The 19,245-nt window shown below is 51.9% G+C and carries 11 protein-coding genes and 4 pseudogenes; 8 read left to right on the top strand and 7 right to left on the bottom strand.

All coding sequences use genetic code 11. The features are described 5' to 3' along the window. The first annotated feature begins 7 nt into the window (after positions 1–7). From AACX38_RS12230 to AACX38_RS12205, 6 genes are read left to right on the top strand one after another with little or no spacing between them, the layout of a single operon-like run. A complete protein-coding gene (locus AACX38_RS12230; protein WP_228864405.1) occupies positions 8–5,029 on the top strand; it encodes a non-ribosomal peptide synthetase in 5,022 nt (1,673 codons plus the stop codon). An 18-nt stretch (positions 5,030–5,047) separates the two neighbouring features. Beyond that, positions 5,048–5,626: a DUF6817 domain-containing protein gene (locus AACX38_RS12225; RefSeq protein WP_060440533.1), complete on the top strand. Its 579-nt coding sequence runs from the start codon at positions 5,048–5,050 to the stop codon at positions 5,624–5,626. A gap of 7 nt (positions 5,627–5,633) precedes the next feature. Then, positions 5,634–8,744, top strand: a complete 3,111-nt coding sequence (locus AACX38_RS12220) for a non-ribosomal peptide synthetase (protein ID WP_228864403.1) — start codon at positions 5,634–5,636, stop codon at positions 8,742–8,744. Then, positions 8,741–9,748 (top strand): TauD/TfdA family dioxygenase, encoded by a 1,008-nt coding sequence (locus AACX38_RS12215; protein ID WP_228864402.1) that lies wholly within the window; start codon positions 8,741–8,743, stop codon positions 9,746–9,748. The genes AACX38_RS12220 and AACX38_RS12215 overlap by 4 nt, the downstream gene beginning before the upstream one ends. After that, positions 9,745–11,028 (top strand): phenylacetate--CoA ligase family protein, encoded by a 1,284-nt coding sequence (locus AACX38_RS12210; RefSeq protein WP_228864401.1) that lies wholly within the window; start codon positions 9,745–9,747, stop codon positions 11,026–11,028. The genes AACX38_RS12215 and AACX38_RS12210 overlap by 4 nt, the downstream gene beginning before the upstream one ends. Continuing rightward, the gene (locus tag AACX38_RS12205) at positions 11,025–12,245 is read left to right on the top strand and encodes an aminotransferase class V-fold PLP-dependent enzyme (protein ID WP_228864400.1); all 1,221 of its coding nucleotides are present in this window, start codon (positions 11,025–11,027) and stop codon (positions 12,243–12,245) included. Before AACX38_RS12210 ends, AACX38_RS12205 begins: the two co-directional genes overlap by 4 nt. A gap of 154 nt (positions 12,246–12,399) precedes the next feature. Here AACX38_RS12205 and AACX38_RS12200 read toward each other — a convergent pair. From AACX38_RS12200 to AACX38_RS12190, 3 genes and pseudogenes are all read right to left on the bottom strand, one after another. Beyond that, positions 12,400–13,473, bottom strand: a pseudogene (locus AACX38_RS12200) (ISKra4 family transposase); the annotation flags it as partial. Beyond that, a pseudogene (locus tag AACX38_RS12195) lies at positions 13,455–13,670 on the bottom strand (IS481 family transposase); the annotation flags it as partial. The pseudogenes AACX38_RS12195 and AACX38_RS12200, both read right to left, overlap by 19 nt. Continuing rightward, positions 13,654–14,214, bottom strand: a complete 561-nt coding sequence (locus AACX38_RS12190; protein WP_228864399.1) for a recombinase family protein — start codon at positions 14,212–14,214, stop codon at positions 13,654–13,656. The pseudogene AACX38_RS12195 and the gene AACX38_RS12190, both read right to left, overlap by 17 nt. Positions 14,215–14,552: 338 nt before the next feature. On the opposite strand from AACX38_RS12190, the pseudogene AACX38_RS12185 reads away from it, so the two are divergent. Next, positions 14,553–14,732 (top strand): annotated as a pseudogene (locus AACX38_RS12185) (ISKra4 family transposase); the annotation flags it as partial. Between the two features lie 67 nt (positions 14,733–14,799). On the opposite strand, the gene AACX38_RS12180 reads toward AACX38_RS12185, so the two are convergent. From AACX38_RS12180 to AACX38_RS12170, 3 genes are all read right to left on the bottom strand, one after another. Then, entirely contained in the window at positions 14,800–15,129 is a 330-nt protein-coding gene (locus AACX38_RS12180; protein WP_228864398.1) for a helix-turn-helix domain-containing protein, read from the bottom strand. Continuing rightward, positions 15,122–15,508, bottom strand: coding sequence for a type II toxin-antitoxin system RelE/ParE family toxin (locus AACX38_RS12175; RefSeq protein ID WP_228864397.1), 387 nt, complete (start codon positions 15,506–15,508; stop codon positions 15,122–15,124). Before AACX38_RS12175 ends, AACX38_RS12180 begins: the two co-directional genes overlap by 8 nt. Before the next feature lie 671 nt (positions 15,509–16,179). Next, positions 16,180–17,259, bottom strand: a complete 1,080-nt coding sequence (locus AACX38_RS12170; protein WP_228864396.1) for a Replication protein — start codon at positions 17,257–17,259, stop codon at positions 16,180–16,182. 509 nt (positions 17,260–17,768) lie between these two features. On the opposite strand from AACX38_RS12170, the pseudogene AACX38_RS12165 reads away from it, so the two are divergent. Continuing rightward, positions 17,769–18,905, top strand: a pseudogene (locus AACX38_RS12165) (ISAs1 family transposase). Between the two features lie 31 nt (positions 18,906–18,936). On the opposite strand, the gene AACX38_RS12160 reads toward AACX38_RS12165, so the two are convergent. Then, positions 18,937–19,113, bottom strand: coding sequence for a RepB family protein (locus tag AACX38_RS12160; RefSeq protein ID WP_228864395.1), 177 nt, complete (start codon positions 19,111–19,113; stop codon positions 18,937–18,939). Positions 19,114–19,245 lie beyond the last annotated feature (132 nt).

Below are 19,245 nucleotides of genomic sequence, written 5' to 3'. Positions count from 1 at the left end.
GTTAACAATGCAAAGCATGAAAGGTATTGGACCGGAAAACCAGACGCAATCCCATACGCTGCACGCAGCCGTCTTCACTCAGGCGATGGCAACGCCACTACGCCCGGCCGTGATCGACGAAAGCGGCATAATGGACTATCAATGCTTACGGCATGCTGCGTTGAGTATCGCACAGCAATTGTCCGCGCTTAATCTGGCGAAAGAAACGGCCGTCGGCGTCTATCTTCCGCGCGATCGCTATATCCCCGCCAGCTTATTGGGCATCATGGCGGCGGATTGCGCTTATCTGCCGCTCGACCCCAAGCATCCCCAGGCACGCACCGAACTGTTGCTGGAGATCGCCCAGGCCAAATACGTCATTACAACAGTGGCGCTAGCGAGCAGGCTGCCCGACACCATTACACCCGTTTTCGTCGACGAAAGCGTGCGCCCCGACGCAGCCATACTGCAGCGAAACACCTGCGCCACTCAACTGGCTTACTTTATCTTTACTTCCGGTTCCACCGGCGTTCCCAAAGGGGTGATGATCGAACACGGCAACGCCCTGTCGCTTATCGATTGGGCCCACCAAACCTATACTGACGAACAACTGTCGCAGGTCGCTTGTGGCACGTCGATCACCTTCGATCTCTCCGTCTTTGAAATCTTTGCTCCGCTTACTCAGGGCGGGTGCGTGCATATGCTGGCAGATCCCCTGGCGTTATTACAGTGGCACAAGCGTGACGATATTACGCTGTTCAATACCGTACCTTCGGTCATCAACGAGATGGTTAAAATCGGTGAGTTGCCATCCCATTTGCCGATTATCAACTTAGCCGGGGAACCGCTGCCGATGCACCTGGTGCATACGCTCAGGCGGCAATGCCCGACGGCAAAAATCTTTAATCTCTATGGTCCCTCGGAAGATACTACCTACTCCACCGGCGGTGAAGTTTTGGCCTCAGACCCGCATCCCACCATCGGCACGCCACTGACGGGCCGACGCTGTTACCTGCTTGACGCGGAAGGCAACGCCGTAGCGCCGGGAGAAACGGGGGAAATCTACGTGGCCGGCCCGGGCGTCGCTCGCGGTTACTACCATCGTCCAGAACTCAACGACGCCTTCCTGCCCGACCCCGCCGGCCCCAAAGGGGCGCGCATGTACCGCACAGGCGATTATGGCAAGCAGCTTGAAGATGGACGCCTGCTCTACCTCGGCCGTCGCGACGACCAGGTCAAGATCCGCGGCCATCGTATCGAAATCGGTGAGATTGACGCCCTGCTCCGTCGGCATCCCGGTGTGCGAGAAGTGGCGGTGGTGGTGGTCGAATCAGCGAACAAGGGCAAATCTTTACGCTGCGCGCTGGAGCTGCACTCTCCGGCGGATCGTCATGCCATTATCGCCTGGGCTGCAACCCAACTGCCGGTCTACATGCTACCGGCGGAGTGGATGGCCTTCGATGAACTTCCCCGTTTGCCTAACGGAAAAATTGACAGAGGCGCCTTAAGACACTGCCGAACGCAACATGAAAATCGTGCGGGCCAAGCGCCTGAAGGCGCCACAGAGCTATCGTTGGCTGGACTTTGGCGCCAGCTGCTGGACTGTGCTGACGTCTATCGCACCGATACGTTCTTCGGTCTCGGCGGGCATTCTTTACTGCTCGCCCGACTGGCTCATGAGATCAAAAAGCAGTTTTCTGCTGACCTTGCGATAGAACAGCTCCTGGCTGCCGATACGCTCTCGCGTCAGGCACGGCTTATTGAACAATGGACGAAAAACGCCGATGCGCCGCCGTGCGTCGGCCATACGCGACAAATCACTCTCGAAGCACCCTGTTCGCCCTCGCAATCGAGAATGTGGATGCTGGAAAAACTGTTGCCCGGCTCGCCTCGCTACAACATTCCAGCCGTTTTTCAAATCGTGGGGCCACTGGATCTAAGCCGTCTTTCCAACGCAGCGGAACAAGTCGTGATGCAACATGCCATCTTGCGTACGCGCTATGCAGAAGGCGCGCAGGGTCTGCGGCAATGCATCGCCCAAACCTACCCGCCGGTGGTTCATCATGAAAACCTGTGTGGGTGGGATGAAAAAGCAGCCTGGGAACAGGCCTGGAACCGCGCGAATGCCTTCGCTCGCACGGCGTTCGATCTGACCGGAGAAATCCCGTTCAAGGTGCTGGCCCTCAAGATCAAGCAAGACCTGCATCTGGTGGTGATGCTGACGCACCACATCGCCGTTGACGGCTCCATGGACATCTTGCTGGCCGAACTCTCCGCGGCCTATGAGAATACGACCTCGGATACCTCTCCTGCGCCCCTCAGTTACCAGGACTATTGCCACTGGCTGACACACTGTGAAAGCCGGCAAACCGAGGCTCTGGCTTATTGGCAACGACAGCTGGCCGAACCACCGGCCGCCCCGCAACTTCCCTGCGATCGACCGCTGCCGCGCCAGGAGCGGGGGCAAGGTCGCCAGTTAAGCGTCCCCATTCCAGAAGATAAATTCATCGCGATCTCTCAGCTTTGCCGCCGACATGAAGTCTCTGTGTTCCACGGGTTACTGGCGCTGACCTGGGCTTATTTGGGGCGCCTGGCAGATACCGACGATGTCCTGTTGACCGCACCGCTACAAACGCGAAACAACCACGATTTTGCCGCAACTATCGGCAATTTCGTCAATACGGTTATTTTGCGCGGCGATATGCGGCACCAGCCGCGCGTCGGTGAATTATTACGTCAGGCCAGGCAATGTACCCAGGAAGCCATGCAGTTCGGCCAGGTTCCTTATGAAACGGTGATCGATAACGTCAAAGGACTACGCACCGCCAATGGCGCGCCGGCGCTCAACGTCATGCTATCACTGCAGCAAGAACAGCCACTGTGGACGATGAGGGATACCGGCTCCAGCCACCTGCCCATCGACTTGTTGACCAGCCGTTTCAGCCTGGGCTTCTTTTTCCGTCTCAGCAACGGCGGCCTTGAGCTGAATCTCGAATACGACACGGAACGCTTTACCGATGCCGCGGTTCAGCGCCTGATCGGCCATTGGTTCACGCTGATGAGTGCAGCGCTCGCAAACGATGAGGCCGTCGTCAATACCCTACCTTTGCTCTCTGACGATGAGCGCCGCAACATGCTCGACGGCTGGAACGCCACGCAATGCGATTATGCCGGCGATCGGCTGGTTCATCAGCTGTTCGAAGCGCAAGCCAGTCAGGCACCTCACCACATCGCGCTATGCAATGCGCGGAACGAGATGAGTTACGCTGAGTTGGATGCGCGTGCCAATCGTTTGACCCATTATTTGCTGGCCCAGGGATTCGACGCCGGCGCACGCATCGCTATCCTGTGCGATCGCAGCCCGGCGATGGTCATCGCCATGTTGGCTATTCTGAAAGCGGGCTGTGTTTATGTGCCTTTCGATCCCGCCAGCCCTCCAGCTCGTTTTCAAGCGATGATCCGTATCGCCGGCATCACCGGTATCGCAACTGACGCGCTGTTTGCCGATACCGCCGCCGCCTTGATTGCACAAGCGCCTACCTCGTTGGCGCACGTGCACGTCGCAATAAGCGAGGGCCTCTCCTGGCCTTCGATTCCCGTGGAGAGCCGCATCACATCGGACGCGCTGGCTTACATCATCTTTACATCAGGAACGACCGGCGATCCCAAGGCGGTCGCCGTCAGGCATAAACCGGTAATCAATCTGATCGAGTGGGTAAACAAGACCTTCACCGTGAACGCCAGCGACAAGTCGCTGTTCGTCACGTCACTGGCCTTCGACCTGTCCGTCTACGATCTGCTGGGCATGCTTGCCGCAGGCGGAACGATTCGCCTCGCCGACCGAGATGAAACCAGAGATCCGAGTACACTGGCCAACATCGTCTGTGCAGAGGGCATCACCTTCTGGAACTCAGCGCCCATCGCGCTCGATCAATGCGAACCCTATTTCCCGACGTACCCGATTCCCACATTACGCCTGGCCTTCTTGTCCGGTGACTGGATCCCCGTATCGCTGCCGGACAAGCTGCGTAAAACGTTCCCCAACCTGCAGCTGGTTGGCTTGGGCGGCGCCACTGAAGCCGTCATTTGGTCCAACTTCTTTATCATCGAGCGGGTAGCGCCGGAGCAGAGCAGCATCCCTTACGGCAAACCGATTCAAAATGCTCGCTACTACATACTGGATAAGCAACTGCAGCCCGTTCCCATCGCGGTCGAGGGCGATCTGTTTATCGGCGGCGAGGTATTGGCCGAAGGTTACTTCGGCGATCAAGAGAAAACGGCGCGCAGTTATCTGCCCGATCCATATGGCCTGACGCCAACCGCCAGAATGTATCGAACCGGCGATAGAGCCCGATTCTCTCCGGATGGCACCATCGAATTCCTGGGACGGCAAGATACGCAGATAAAAATCAATGGATACCGCATTGAAACGGGCGAAATCGAAGCTGCGCTACTCACGCAACCCGGCGTAAACGGCGCTTGCGTCGTGATTAAAGGTGAGCGTCATCGCCTCTGGCTGTGCGCCTATATCGTCAGCGAGGAACACAATCAGGAGGCGATTGCACGGCTACGCGCCAATCTGCGCACCAAATTACCCGAATACATGATCCCCGCCGTATTCACCTGTCTGTCAGCATTTCCTTTAACTGCCAATGGCAAACTGGATAAACAGCGGCTTCCGGAGCCAATAACGATGAACGGCGCCGGCGATCGGCACGCCCCCCCGTCAGGACACTATGAGATGACGATCGCCGATATCTGGAAGGACGAACTTAACTGCGAGGCACTGAACGCTACGGATAACTTTTTTGATCTCGGCGGTAACTCCGCCAGCTTGATAAGGACACACAAAACGCTGGAGAACGCGCTGAACCGCACGATCCCCATCGTCACGCTCTTTCAGTACACCACTTTGCGCAGCCTCGCCGAGTGGCTGGCCGGTCACATAGAGAACGATGCAGCGGGCGCGTCTCAGGCAACCGCACAGCGGCTCTCCGGCCGACAACGCCTAATGCAACAAAGAAAACAACGAATCACCGCCAACGACTGATCTTATTGACAGGAAAAAATGATGGATGCAGATGCCAAGCTTATCGCGCAATACCAGCCGCAGCTGGTGAAGTTGGGCGCACATAAAGTGGCTCATTTAGATGAGCCACTAATGAATCATTTAATACGAACACACCATCTTCTCAGGGAAATGGAATGTGACGAGACGATATGCTTATCCGGATTATTTCACGGCGCATACGGCACACAGGGATTACATACTGATGAGATTGGTGACATTCCGTCATCTCAAAGGGAAATTGTCAGAGCCAGTATCGGCGAAAGCGCCGAACAGCTGGTTTATCACTTCTCCGTCATGAGTTACGAATCATTGAGTAAAAGCTTCCGTAATATCCTCAAACCGGAAGGACAACCTTGTCTGAAGGATCGTAGGAACGGCCGAACACTCAACGTTTCATTAGGTCATTTCCAAGCATTGTTAGCCTTAAAACTGGCGGACGTGCTGGCGCACACTCCTACGCAGAAATATCACACCTGCCTAAATCTGCCGGCGGAATACGGCATGTTTTGGGAGTTAGTCGCGGAATATCTAGGTGAAAAACCCTTGTCCATTTGGAACAAAACCATTAACGGGTAATAAAAAAATGAAAACTGCAGAAAACATGGTATTACCAGAGAATAACTGGGAAGGGTTTCCCCTGTCTTTTCAGCAGCAACAGCTGATTAAGCAAAATACCCGAAATAGCCCGCAATATTTCACCGCAACGTATTCTCTGTCAGGATCTTTGGACCCTAACCGTTTAATCGCGGCCTTGACCACGCTGATTAATGAACATGAGATTTTGCGAACGTCGTTCAGAAACGTGTTGGGAGAACACAGCGATGTGCTGATGGTCATCAATGAACCCTATCAGCCCGAGCTGATTATGGCGGACGGTGAGCCTTCGGACGTTAACCCGTTCAACGAGGGAGAAGCGGCATCGGCATGCGTAAGCCCCGTAGCTACAGCACGGCCACTCAAAGCCGCGCTTTACCGCATGACAGCCGACCGGCATACGCTGGTGATTTCACTGCCCGCCGCCAGCCTGGACTATGTTTCCGCCGACGCGATGATGGCGGCGCTGAGCCGCCTCTATGCCGGTGAGGCTGGCGCGTCGTCCCCCATCGTACAATACGTCGATTTTGCCCAATGGCAGCGCGAGGATTTCATCCCGCAAACCGCCGTTGCTCATGTCGAGCCCATCTCTTCTTTGCGCCTGCCGCTCGAGTTCAAGTCCGACAGCCAGGATAGGCAATGCCGCCCCATAACGCTGGCGAGGGAAACACAATCTCAGCTACAAGCGCTGGCAACAGGCAACGCATTGTCCCTTCGCGCTCTGCTTTACGCTTGTTGGAGCGCTGCGTTATGGCGCATAGCGGAATATCCCGACCGTGTTGCGCTCAGCACAAACCTTGCCGGCCGCCCTTTTGCGGAACTTCAGCAGGCTCTGGGTCGCTTCGAATATGCAGTGCATACGATCGTGCAGCCCAACGCTGACATGACGTTGCTGCAGTTCGCTGAACATTGTCAGCAAGCGCTGCGACTGAGCGAGCAACAAGACGGCCGCCAGCCGGGTGATGCGCATTCAGCCGGCGAGTTCGGCTATCAATTCTTCAATGCGGCGTCGGCAATCGAAACGCCCCTGCTACATTGGGAAAACCGTACCGCCATCCCTGTACCGGAACACTGCAGATTATCTCTGCAGGTGAATGCCGGTGAACGCCTCCACCTTGAGTTGCAGATACAGCAAGGCGTCTTCGATGCGGCAGGGATCGCAACGATTGAACAAGCGTTCCGCGCCACGCTGCAGGCGCTGCTCAAGACACCGCAGGCCATGCTCGATCGCTTTCCGCTTATGACTGACGATGAAACACGCATTTTGATTGAAAGCACCCATAACGCGCTGTCGTCATCGCCGGCCCTCGGTTGTTGGTACCATACTTTCAGCCGCCAGGCGGCGCAGACTCCCGATGCGCCGGCGTTAAAGTACAACTCGCGAATTTGGCGCTACGCCGAGCTGGATGCCTTCACCAATCAGTTGGCTCGCCATTTGCTGAACAATGGGGTGGAACAGGGCGCAGCGGTCGGCCTGATGCTTGAACGCAGCGATCTGGCGCTGGCGGCTATCATCGCCATCCACAAAGCCGGAGCCTGCTATGTCCCTTTCGACCCTCAACTGCCCCAGCAGCGGGTGGAGACCATCCTGAAGCAAACCAGGCCGGCACTGATGCTTGTCGCTCAAGCGCAACATCGCCAGGCACAGCTCACCCTCCCCGTGATGGCGCTGGATGCACAGTGGAATGACATTGGCGTGCTGGATGACTCCGCGCTGCCATTTACCGCGTCTGCCGACAGCCTCGCTTATGTGCTCTACACCTCCGGCTCTACCGGAGAGCCGAAAGGCGTCAAGATCGCTCATCATCAATTGCAGAACTATGTGTCCGGCATTATTGAGCGTGCGGAACTGGGTGCAGCGCTCACCTATCTCTCCATTGGCCCCATCACCACCGACTTGGGCAATACTACCCTGTTCCCCGCACTGGTCACCGGTGGCTGCATCGACATCTCACCGTTCACATACGCCGAGGATATTCAGGAGCAAATTCGCTATATGGAGCAAAGCGAGTATGACGTCCTCAAATTGACCCCTTCTCATATGGCATCTCTATTCGCGCTGGCGGACGCGCCAGCGCGCCTGATGCCTGGCAAGGCCTTATTGCTGGGGGGCGAGGTGTTAAGTTGGGGGATGTGGCGCCTGTTCAACGATTTTGCGAACGGTTGTCGCATCTACAACCATTATGGGCCAACCGAAACCTGCGTGGGCGCCATTGCGCAGCAGGTAGCGTCGGATAAATACGCCAGGCTGGCTTCCACCGTTCCCCTCGGTACCCCCTTGCCGCATGCCCGCTGCTATGTCGTCGACCCGCATGGCGCATTGCTTCCCATGGGCGTCGCGGGTGAGTTATATATTGGCGGCGAAACGGTCGCTTGCGGCTACGTGCAGAGCGCTGAAGATCAGCGTCCCCGTTTTATCGCCGATCCCTGGAGCCAGCGCTCCAATGCCCGGCTTTACCGTTCAGGGGATAAAGTTCGCCGGCTTCCCGATGGCAGCCTGGAGTTCCTTGGCCGTATCGACCGTCAGTTGAAAATCCGCGGATTCCGGGTAGAACCGGCCGAAATAGAAAGCACGCTGCGCAAACATGCGGAGGTTTTGGACAGCTGCGTCGTTGAACAAGGCGAATCCGGCAGCGCGCATCTGTTGGCTTACGTGGTCCTGCAAAGCGGCGACAACGGCAATGCCGATTGGCTGCGTGAGCATCTCGCCGCTTACCTGCCGGATTTCATGCTCCCCTCACAAATCGTGTCGCTCTCCCGCTTCCCGTTAAACCACAACGGCAAAGTCGATCACCGCATGCTACCGGCACCGGATACGCTTATCGCCGCCAACGCCGATGACTATGTCGCGCCGCAAAGCGAAACGGAAAAAAGTGTCGCGGCCATTTTCCAGGAGTTGCTGCTGGCCAACCGTGTAGGCATACACGACGACTTCTTCGACATCGGTGGGCATTCGCTGATCGCCACAAAGTTGGTCGCTCAAATCCGTTCCACCTTCGATATTCCGTTCAATCTGCGCAGCGTGTTTATGGATGCGACCGTAGCCGGCCTCAGCCGCAACATTGATAAACAACGTCACTCTCAGGAACTGGCAATATGAACGAAACAACAAGCGGTTTATTCGCCCGACGGCGCCAGAGCCAAGGCGTATCCGTCACCAGTCTGGTCACCGCGTCACCACTGACCCATGCCGGCGCTAAAGGTGTCATGTTGCGCCCGGCGCTAGCCAACCTATCCGCCCCCGAGTGGGGGCAAAACAGCTGGGATTATATAGATAGCTTGTTAGCCGAGTCTGGCGCCGTTTTGCTGCGCGGCTTCAAAGTCGCAGATGTCGAGGCTTTTCGCGCCTTTGTGCAAACATCGGCCGGCGCATTGCTGGGATACACTCACCGCTCCACGCCGCGCAGCAATATCAGCGAAGGGATATATACCTCGACCGAGTATCCGGCCGACCAGCATATTCCCCAACATAATGAGATGTCCTACACCCGCAGTTGGCCCAAGCGGTTGTTTTTCCACTGCGCCGTCAAACCAGGCGATCGGGGGCAGACGCCGCTTGCCGACAGTCAGGGCGTCTATGCGCGCCTACCGGAGGACCTGCGTGCACGTTTTGAAGCCCACGGCGTGATGTACGTGCGCAATTTTGGGCAGGGTTTGGATCTCAGTTGGCAGCAGGTATTCCAAACGGGAAACCAGGCGGAGGTTGAGGCGTATTGCCAGGCGAACGACATCCAATGTCAATGGCTGGGTGAAGGACGACTGCGCACGCGCCAAATTTGTCAGGCGACCCTCGCTCACCCGCGAACGGGTGCGGGGATCTGGTTTAATCAGGCGCATCTGTTCCACATCAGCAATCTGCCGGCGGAAGCGGAACGTGAGTTAAGACGCGAATTCGCCGAGCATGAGCTACCGCGTAATGCACTGCTTGGCGACGGCAGCCCCATACTGTCAACAGATCTGGCACTGATTCGACAAGCCTATCAACAAGAAGAAATCCTGTTCGACTGGGAACAGGGTGACATTCTGATTTTGGATAACGAAACCATTTCCCACGGCCGGCGGCCGTTTACACCGCCGCGCAACATTATGGTGGCAATGACATGAGCGAATCGGGTTCATTTAAAGATGTGCGCCGTGAAGTGGCGTACGCCTATGAAAATGTGAAATTTTTTAAAGCTCACATGGAAACGTCGAGCCTTCGGCCCGACGACATTAAAACCCTAGCGGACTTTAAACGCATCCCCGTCACCCGCAAGCTGCACTATCGGTGCAACTATCCGTCAGGGGTTTTAGCTGCCGGATTCACGCTGACCGGGCCGCATGTGATGCGCTTTCAAAGCTCGGGGACCTCAGGAGAGCGCTTGAACAGCGCGATCCTTTCCTATGACCTGGCGCGGCGGCAGGCTACCAGCATGGGCGTCAATGCGAACTTCAATGCGCTGTGGCGCCCTGGTGACCGGCCGCGCATTTGCCGCTATGCCCCTCCCAATTGCTCCGACGTCGAGTGCGGCATCGGCCTGACGACCATGGAGGAACGCACGCTGGCCGACGGCACGCTGGTCTTGCCTGTCGCTCACGATTTATTGGCGACCCCGGCCAGGATGATCAACCAAGCACTGGACGAAATCGCCGCCTACGATCCGGAAATTTTGGTGGTGGACCCGACGCATTTGGCCTTTTTAATTCGAGAGGCCGACAAGCTGGACCGCAACATTGTCACCACCAACAAGCTGCATATCGTTTGCGGCTATACCCATTTGACGCAGGTTGCACGACGTCAAATTCGACGCTTCTTCGGTGACGAAACGCCGATTGGCAACATGCTGGGCATGTCGGAGCTGGGTTACCTCGGCTTCGAATGCCACCACGGCTGTTTGCATATCAACAACCAAGACTTTTTCCTGGAGTTTTTAAGCGGGGAGCGGGAATCGGCCTTAGATGAGATCGGCGAGTTGGTCATTTCCACCATCGACGACAGCTTGCTACCGCGCATTCGTTACGCCACCGGCGACCTGTACCGCCTGTCGTCAGAATCCTGCAGCTGTGGCGCCGCTTTGCCATTGGTCACCATCGAAGGGCGCGCCACCCATAACGTCATCGGTAAAAACGGGGCGATTGTGACGCCTGCCGACGTCGATCTGGCGGTGGCCGACTGCCCGGCGATTAATTTGTATAAGCTGGAACAAGACGAGGTTGGAAATCTTCGTTTTCGCTATATCCCCAATCAAGCGTCATCGCCCGAGCTGCTCGCGTTGCAACAGCGCATCAGCGCACTTTGCCAAACCCGCGACATCATTTTCGAAGCCGTGGATTACATCGCCTGCGAACGCAGCGGAAAATTCCAATCCTGCATTTCCAGATATAACGGGGCATCCCATCCATGACGAATCATTTTATTGAACGCAGTCAGTTCCCTGCGCTGATGCAGGAAATAGACGGACGGCCTCTCAACTATCTCGACAGCGCTGCGACAACCTTAAAGCCGCGCGTCATGATTGATGCCGTAACGGAGTATTACAGTCAGAACGGCGCCAATATCCATCGCGGCAAACACCGTCTCTCCGACGAGGCCTCTAACGCCTATGAAGCCACGCGCCACTCGGTAGCGGATTATATCAGCGCGCAGGCCAACGAAGTCGTGTTTACCCACAATACGACCCATGCTCTGAACATCGTGGCGCAAGGATTGGAGCTGAGAAAATCGGATCTGGTTATCGCCGGTATCGATTCGCATCATTCCCAACTCTTGCCCTGGCGACAAGTGGCCACCCTGAGGTTCATCCAAACCGATGATCATGGAAGGATTGATTTGGATCATTTCCAGACGCTGCTCGCGCAACGGCCGAAAGTGGTTGCCTTGACGCACTGCTCCAATGTCACCGGCGTTGTTCACCCCATTGAGCGAATGATCGAGATGATCCGCACGCAAAGCGATGCCGTTATCGTACTGGACGCCGCGCAGTCTCTGCCGCACGGCTGCCTCAACCTCCATACGCTGGGCGCCGACTTTGTCGCCTTCTCCGCACACAAAATGCTGGGGCCAACCGGGTTGGGCTTTTTGTACGCCAACCGGCATCTCCTCGACGCACTTAAACCGCTGCAATTCGGTGGCGGCACGGTTGACTGGGTGGATGCCGATGGTCAGGTAAATCGCCGGGCGCCCTATCATCTTGAAGCAGGCACACCGGCGATTGCTTCCGTCATCGGCGCCGGCGCGACTTTTCATCTGTTAGCCGGCTTCGATGAGACGGCGCGGCGTGAACACGACAGAGGCCTGGTCAACGCGCTGCTTTCCGGGGCGGCCTCCCGCCCTTATCTCAAGCTTATCGGCCCCGCCGACAGTGAAAACCGCCATGCCATAGGTGCCTTCAAGTTCTCGGACTGCGTTTCGGTCGGAGAAATCGCCCGCTTGCTCAGCGACGCCTACGGCATCATGTGCCGCAGCGGTTACTTGTGCGCTCAACCTTTCGTCGGCGCCCTGGCCGGCGGAGAGATCCTGCGAGCCTCCGCCTATTTATATAACACGACGGCTGATATCGATGCCCTGTATCAAGCCCTCGATGACCTGGCGGAGTGCATAGGGCTGCCCACGATAAACTGATGACAAGCGCCCGGCGTTTGCCGGGCGTTTTATTTATGGCTTTAGCCAGTTTAAGTCGCGTTAGCGTCTTAAACATAAAACCACCCGCTTTGCGGGTGGAGTTCAAAGGTTATACCAAGAAAAACACCTTTCCGTTACGATATAGATGTTCAAGCTAATATTCGTAACTCAAATAAGGAAAGGTGTTTATGGGCATTAAAGCACAAAGCTCAGCGCATACAAAGTGGCTGTGTAAATACCAATGCTCAAATTGGGTTTTCAAATCATCATTAAGTACGACTGTGCGTGTCTGGATTAAATAATGTGCACCTTGCTGGCTCCATTGCATCTGCTGCTTTTTCACCATCCGTTTAGCGATGACTTCATTGATTGTCGATTCAACAAATGAAGAGGAAATCGGTTCGCCATATCGGTACATTTCACCGTAATTCGGGATCATCATGCGGTTATTTTCAATATAGGTGTACATTTCATCGAGATGTTTTGACAAGGATTTCTTATTATCATAATGCGAGATATCCTCATCACACATCGCAACACAGTCATCCAGGTGTTCTAATGCCTTAATTACATTTCCATGCCAGAGATACCCTTTTGTACGGGTTAACGAGGCCAATAATTCTGCACCGAGTTCAGGGGCGTTTTTAGATACCGCTTTAGCATATTGTTTTAATACGGTCAGGCGCATCGTGATATGAAACCAGTCGAGCACGTGCTGGGATTCAGGGTACAAATTAAATTGCAGCTCCCTGAGGTTATCAGCGCCATCTGATACGAAAGTAATTTGTTGATTCGCCTGCATTCCCTGTGAAGATAACTGGGCAATGAGTTTTCTTCGGGGATGATTTTCCAGGCATTGCACAAAACCAAAGCGTTTGGTCGGAACATGAGCCGCGAATGATTTTCCGGCGATGACTTCGAAATGGTGTTTTCGGTCGTCCCAGTTTCTGACGTAGCCTCCATCAATGCCCACCGTCATCGGTTTTCCCGGTTAGGGTAATTTTTCCCATTCTCGGAGCTCACCGGGGAGAAAATCAGGTAACCCCTCTAATTCGGCCTCTTGTCTCTTGGCTGTCTGGCAAAGATGATTTCTGACTGTGGCGGCATTACAGTGTTCTCCTACTGGCAGAATATCTTTGAGCAGATTAGCGGTCAATCCATAAGACATCAGTGAAGCACACCGGGTTTCTATATACCTGAGTTCCGGGTGAGTATGCGTATCATACCATGGTCGCACCGGTGAACCGAGTGTGGCTTAAGAGCAAAGTGAAGCGCCCGATAAACCGTGGTAACGGAAACGCTGTACAGCTGCACGATCGCCGCAATTTGTGTTGCTCGTTCCGGGCTTTTGGGCGGCAGGCGGTCTAGCCGTTGCCGTAATTGCAACAAGGAGTCGACAGGAATGGATTTACGCCGGCTGCCCATAGTTATCTAACACACGATAAACTGAGGCCCGTCCAATACCAAGTTGACGGGCAATCGCCGTAGCTCCCATTTTTTCCACTACATACAGACGGTACACTTCAGCAGAATCAATGGATGACTTCCGTCCACGGTACACACCACGCGCTTTTGCCGCCGCAATCCCTTCCAGTTGACGTTCACGGCGAAGATTAGTTTCAAATTCAGCGAAGACACCCAGCATATCGAGGAAAGCTTTTCCGGCTGCCGTGTGTGTATCGACAGGCTGTTCTGTCGCTTTAAGGGTAATTCCCCGCTGATTTAAGGCATAAACAATATCCTGCAAATCTTTGATGCTACGCGCCAGACGATCTATACGCGTGACAATAAGCGTATCGCCTGGACGCAAAAAATCCAGCAACAATTGCAGTTCATTCCGCCCATCCCGTCGGGTTCCGCTGGCTTTTTCGGCTCGGATGATTTCACAGCCGGCAGCACGAAGCATTTGTGACTGTAGGGCGAGATCCTGATCATTAGTTGATACGCGGGCATAGCCATAAAGTGCCATAATGGGGAAAGTGTCTCATTTACCTTTAGATGAATGAAACGTAGCATGTGGATGAGACAAAAACAACCCTAATAAGACACAAAATCTGTCTCATCGGGCTGTCTTCTTGGGGTATACTCAAACGGTACGCCAAGTGCAATAATGGGGGGAATTTCATTTTCACTTAGTGTGGGTCGACAAAAGTTGATTGCGAGCCGCTACAGCTAACGTTCGTTTTCCGGACAACACAATCATCTTCTGTAGGGATATTTTGAAAGGAATAGTGACGATAAATTCACGGGTCTGGAGGGGAGAAATCAACGTGACGGAATTTTCTGGGATTCCGGCTTACAACCCCTGCTAAACGAATGGTGAAAAAGCAGCAGATGCAATGGAGCCAGCAAGATGCACATTATTTAATCCAGACACGCACAGCCGTACTGAATGATGATTTGAAAACCCAATTTGAGCATTGGTATCTGGGCATAAAATTAAATGACGGAACGGAGCATTGTTGGACAGAATCGGCAGCCGCATAAATGTTCCACAGATTTTTATGGTCTCAAATTTCGGCGGTTCCGGCGTAGAACCCCATCTTATTTTCAGCTAAACCAATAAAATTTCCGGGCCACGTCGTTCAAGAATACGGAGCATTCTGAGAGCCGGACCACTTGGTTTTTTTTCTTCTCGTTCCCATTTAGAAATGCTTTCTTTTGACATTCCTAATGCCAGAGCCAGCATAGCTTGAGACATTCCATGTTGCGCACGCAGTTGCTTTATCTCAGCTCCTGTCATCATAGTAACAGCTTTAATCTTATCGTTGATTTTCCGTGTATTAACGGCTTTTTTGAGATCATTAACCAAACTTTTCGGTGCAGCATCAACAGCGTGTAGTTCTTTGGCTAACTCAAGCATATTGTTTAATTTATTACTCACAGATAATTTCCTCTAAGATACCATGTGTTATTAACTCATTGATCTTATCGTTTGTATAGCTAAGGAAAAGTTTGGAAAGCTGTTTATATGCTTCCAATTCATCATCCTCGATTTCTTTTGTACTTTTAGAGTTAATGGTGCTTTTTGTCCAGCCATCAGCAAAAAAGAGATGGTTATTAACCTTAAAGAAGATGATGACCCTTACCCCACCACTTTTACCTTTTCCGCCAATTGCTATTCGTTTTTTAATGACTCCACTACCTAGATCGGCTTCAAACTTCCCACTCTTAACTTCTTTTGCAGCATTCAATAACTGTTGATCAGAAATGTTAATTTTCTTCGTGCTTTTTTTGAACGATGAGATTTTATAGAACGCCACAAATTTCCTCCGAGTGGTAACAAGTACTATAGTAACAGGTGCTACTTTAAAATCAATTAGTAGGTGTAATAATTTGCAAATCATGTTGATTTTATGAGCGAAGCGAATGAAAGGCGGCTCCTCATAACTTAATGGGGATAAGAAAGTTGAACCGCCGAGGCCAAGAGGGAATTAATGGGGGGTCGAAATCTCCTTGCCCTACTAAGCAGAAAACTTTTTAGATGGGTTTGGGGTTAATGAGTTCTGCCGGAGGCACGCAGTGGTCACGGCGTAGGCGTGGCGTATCTGCGCGTTGGCGGGCGGTTACGACCGCTTACGGGACGTTATATATTGAACTTTTCCCTTGAACGAAGTGAAAGGGGCTAATTATTGAGAGTTGTAGCCTTTAGGCTCAACTCCACTGTTTATTCCTTATTTATAAGGCTTGTTTTGTTCAGAAATAAGCTTCGAAATTAATAAATCCCTAAAACTCTTATTCGAAGTTAATAGTTTTATTTTTACACCTAGTGGCAAATTTTAAGCAGAGAATCGATTTCAGATGCACAAGTTAGAAATAGAGACAAAAATAGATGAGTGAAACGGGTAAGAAACAATCGCGATTTCTCGCTGAGTGAAACACCAAAACCGCGCTAGGCACGGTTATTCTGATGAGTCATCAAAGAAGTATTCAGTTAAGTAAAGATGATGCCTTCTTGCTCAAGTAACAATCGGTAAAATTGTTCTGAGTACTCGCTTATATGAGGATTCTGCTCTTTTAATTTGTTTTTTGCATAATGGACAGCAACCGGTGTTGTTGTTTTTTGCCATTTGACAAACATACGCCAGTAGATTGAATCTGATTTGTCCTTTTTATGTAGATTCTCCACTGAACGCCGCGTTTTCTCAAGTTCGGCTTCCAGATTTTCCATTTGGTTATCCAAAGTCTCAATGTTGTCTTCGATGTGTCTCAGCGCTTCGTTTTTCTGTTCCTGTAAATCCTGAGCAACCACTGAGCGTTTAATCTTTTTCAGTAGCTGGCGCAACGCATGTTTATTTACTACATCAATGCCCAATCGCGCCATGTTCAATAAATGACGTTGGTATTTTTTTTCCAGATTCTCAAGCTGACCACTTTTTATAGCCCAGTTTTGGAAGTCAATTAAATTCTGGCGGATTTCGTTACGAGGAATACCTTTGGACATGAAAAATTCTGGTTTCAACCAAATTCTCATCGGCTTATTTTGGCCCGCATCACGGTCTTTATCCCGATGAACGACAATTTGCCCCATTTGCTCAAGGACTGAAAGCGCATGAAGTGCTACATCATACGATTTACGCCCGTTTTCATATTCATGCAGCACGCCCATTGCCTTAGCGATAAATTCAAAAGGCACCATTACTTCAAACAGATAATCATGACCGGGGAAAAAATCTGCATTTGCTACAAAGGCCAGTGATAATGAAGTCAAAGCTTCACGACTTTCAGAGCGCGTACTGACGCGCATAGGCTTTGGCACATAGTGCGGATTTTTTCGTTCGGAATACGGCATATAGCCCTTTTGACGAAGCGCGATAAGGTCACTATCCCGCCGCCAGTCATGGCTTTTCAGGGTTCGGGATAACCGAGCAGGCGTTCCTTTGGGAATATTGATATCCTGTTTCGGGGTATAACGCCGGTGAATTTTCGACTGTCCCCGTCGTAACGCATTAGATTCACCACGCCGACGAACAGAAGGATCAAATGTTGATTGGGTGTGTTGATTTTTAAACACATCCCCTGCACTTATGGCGGGGATCAAAAAGTTGCAATAGAAGTCTCATCGTTCTATACTCCTATGCAGAAACCACTAATTCGATTTCTGCAAGTATACCCCATATATCTGATGCAAGCCGCCAAGTTTGATGCAGATTGTGGGGTTTCTTCTTTTTAACGGTTAGTTAACCACATTATTAACTGCCCGCATTTAGTCACCTTTCGGCGTGACTGACCAATGAAAAACCCTGATAAGCTAGCACTGTGAAACAAAAAATTCAATAAGCCTTTATAATCGCTTTTGTTCCCACCAATACTCTATCTATACTTATCAAAAAAATAAAATTAGTAAACAAAAATTAAACAATATTCATACTAGCACCGGAAGAATAAACTCTCAAGAACAGGGCAAACGGGTCTAAATTGAGCAACGTGATTGATTGAGTACATTTGGTACAAAGAAATAGGATGGGGCGCTATTTGTGATTTATAATCCGTACTTTATCAGTGATAACCCTAGACATTGCCATGCAAACAACCCTCAGCCATGCCTTTGGGCATCTCACCGATCCGCGTGTTAATCGAACTAAACGGTATGCGCTCATCGATATTCTGACTCTCTCGATTTGTGCCGTGCTGTGTGGTTGCGAAGGATTCAATGAGATTGAAGAATACGCTAAATCCAAAGAAGATTGGTTTCGGCAATTTCTGGAGCTGCCCAATGGTATCCCCAGCCATGATACCTTTAACGATGTGATAAACCGGCTTGATCCCCAAGAATTTGAGCGCGCTTTTACTCAATGGGTGAACAGCTTAGCCGAAATCTCCGATGACATCATTGCCTTGGATGGCAAAACGTTGCGAGGAACGTTCGATAAAGCCAATGGTGCACCGGCGCTTCATTTGGTCAGTGCCTAGTCAGTGGCGAACCAGCTCTGCTTTGGTCAGGTAAAAGTATCGGATAAATCAAACGAAATTACGGCGATCCCAAAATTGCTGGCGTTGCTGGATACTAGTGGTTCGACGGTGACGATTGACGCGATGGGTTGCCAATACAAAATCGCTGACCAGATTGTTGAGAGCCAGGGAAATTATGTACTGGCATTAAAAGGCAATCAGTGCGAATTTCATGACGATATCAAACTCTTTTTAGAGACTCAGTTGGCCGATCATTTTACCGGAACGGCGCATACCCAAACCCGAAGTACGGAGGGTGATCACGGTCGTATCGAACAGCGTCAGTTGTGGCTGGTTAATGATATCCAGTGGTTGCGGGAACGGCATCCTAAATGGCATACGCTGGGCGGTATCGCGATGATGGAAAGCTGGCGTGAAGAGCAGGGGAAACCCGAAAGTTATGAACGGCGCTACTATATTACCAGTCACCGTGATAAATCAGCGGACTTTATCGCGTGGGCGATACGCAGCCATTGGCATATTGAAAATAAACTGCACTGGCACTTGGATGTCAGTTTTGGTGAAGATAGTCTACGCCTGAGAAGTGGTCACGCTGCTGAAAATATAGCAATCATGAATAAAATAACCCTTAATCTGCTGAAAAATGAGAAAACGGTTAAAGTAGGAGTGAAAACCAAACGTCGAAAAGCAGGCTGGGATAATGGCTATCTGTGGAAAGTCCTTATGGCCGGATTTACGTCAGTATAATTTAGACCCGTTTGCCCTGCTCTCAAGAAAGCTATGACTTGACATCATTCGGACTGTGATCCGCACTGGCTCTTTCGATTAAGCGACTAATCATCTCACCTTGAGATATCCCCTCTACTTTGCACATTTTTTGCAACTGTAGCTTCAGTTCATTAGATACATATACTCTAATAGATTTATCATTTGCAGCCTTACGACGAGCAATCATAACCACCCGTATAACGGGTGGTCAGACTGCTGACAAACCGCGTTGAAAATAACGCGGTTTGTTGCCTTCATTATAAATCCTTATCTTTCGATTTTTCCTGCCTCATCCCTAAACAATCCTTTTTGGGCACGT

This window comes from Xenorhabdus sp. PB30.3 (assembly GCF_963895965.1).
Classification (GTDB): Bacteria; Pseudomonadota; Gammaproteobacteria; order Enterobacterales; family Enterobacteriaceae; genus Xenorhabdus; species Xenorhabdus stockiae.
Note: the sequence above shows the minus strand (reverse complement) of the source record. Positions and strands in the feature narration are given on the sequence as shown.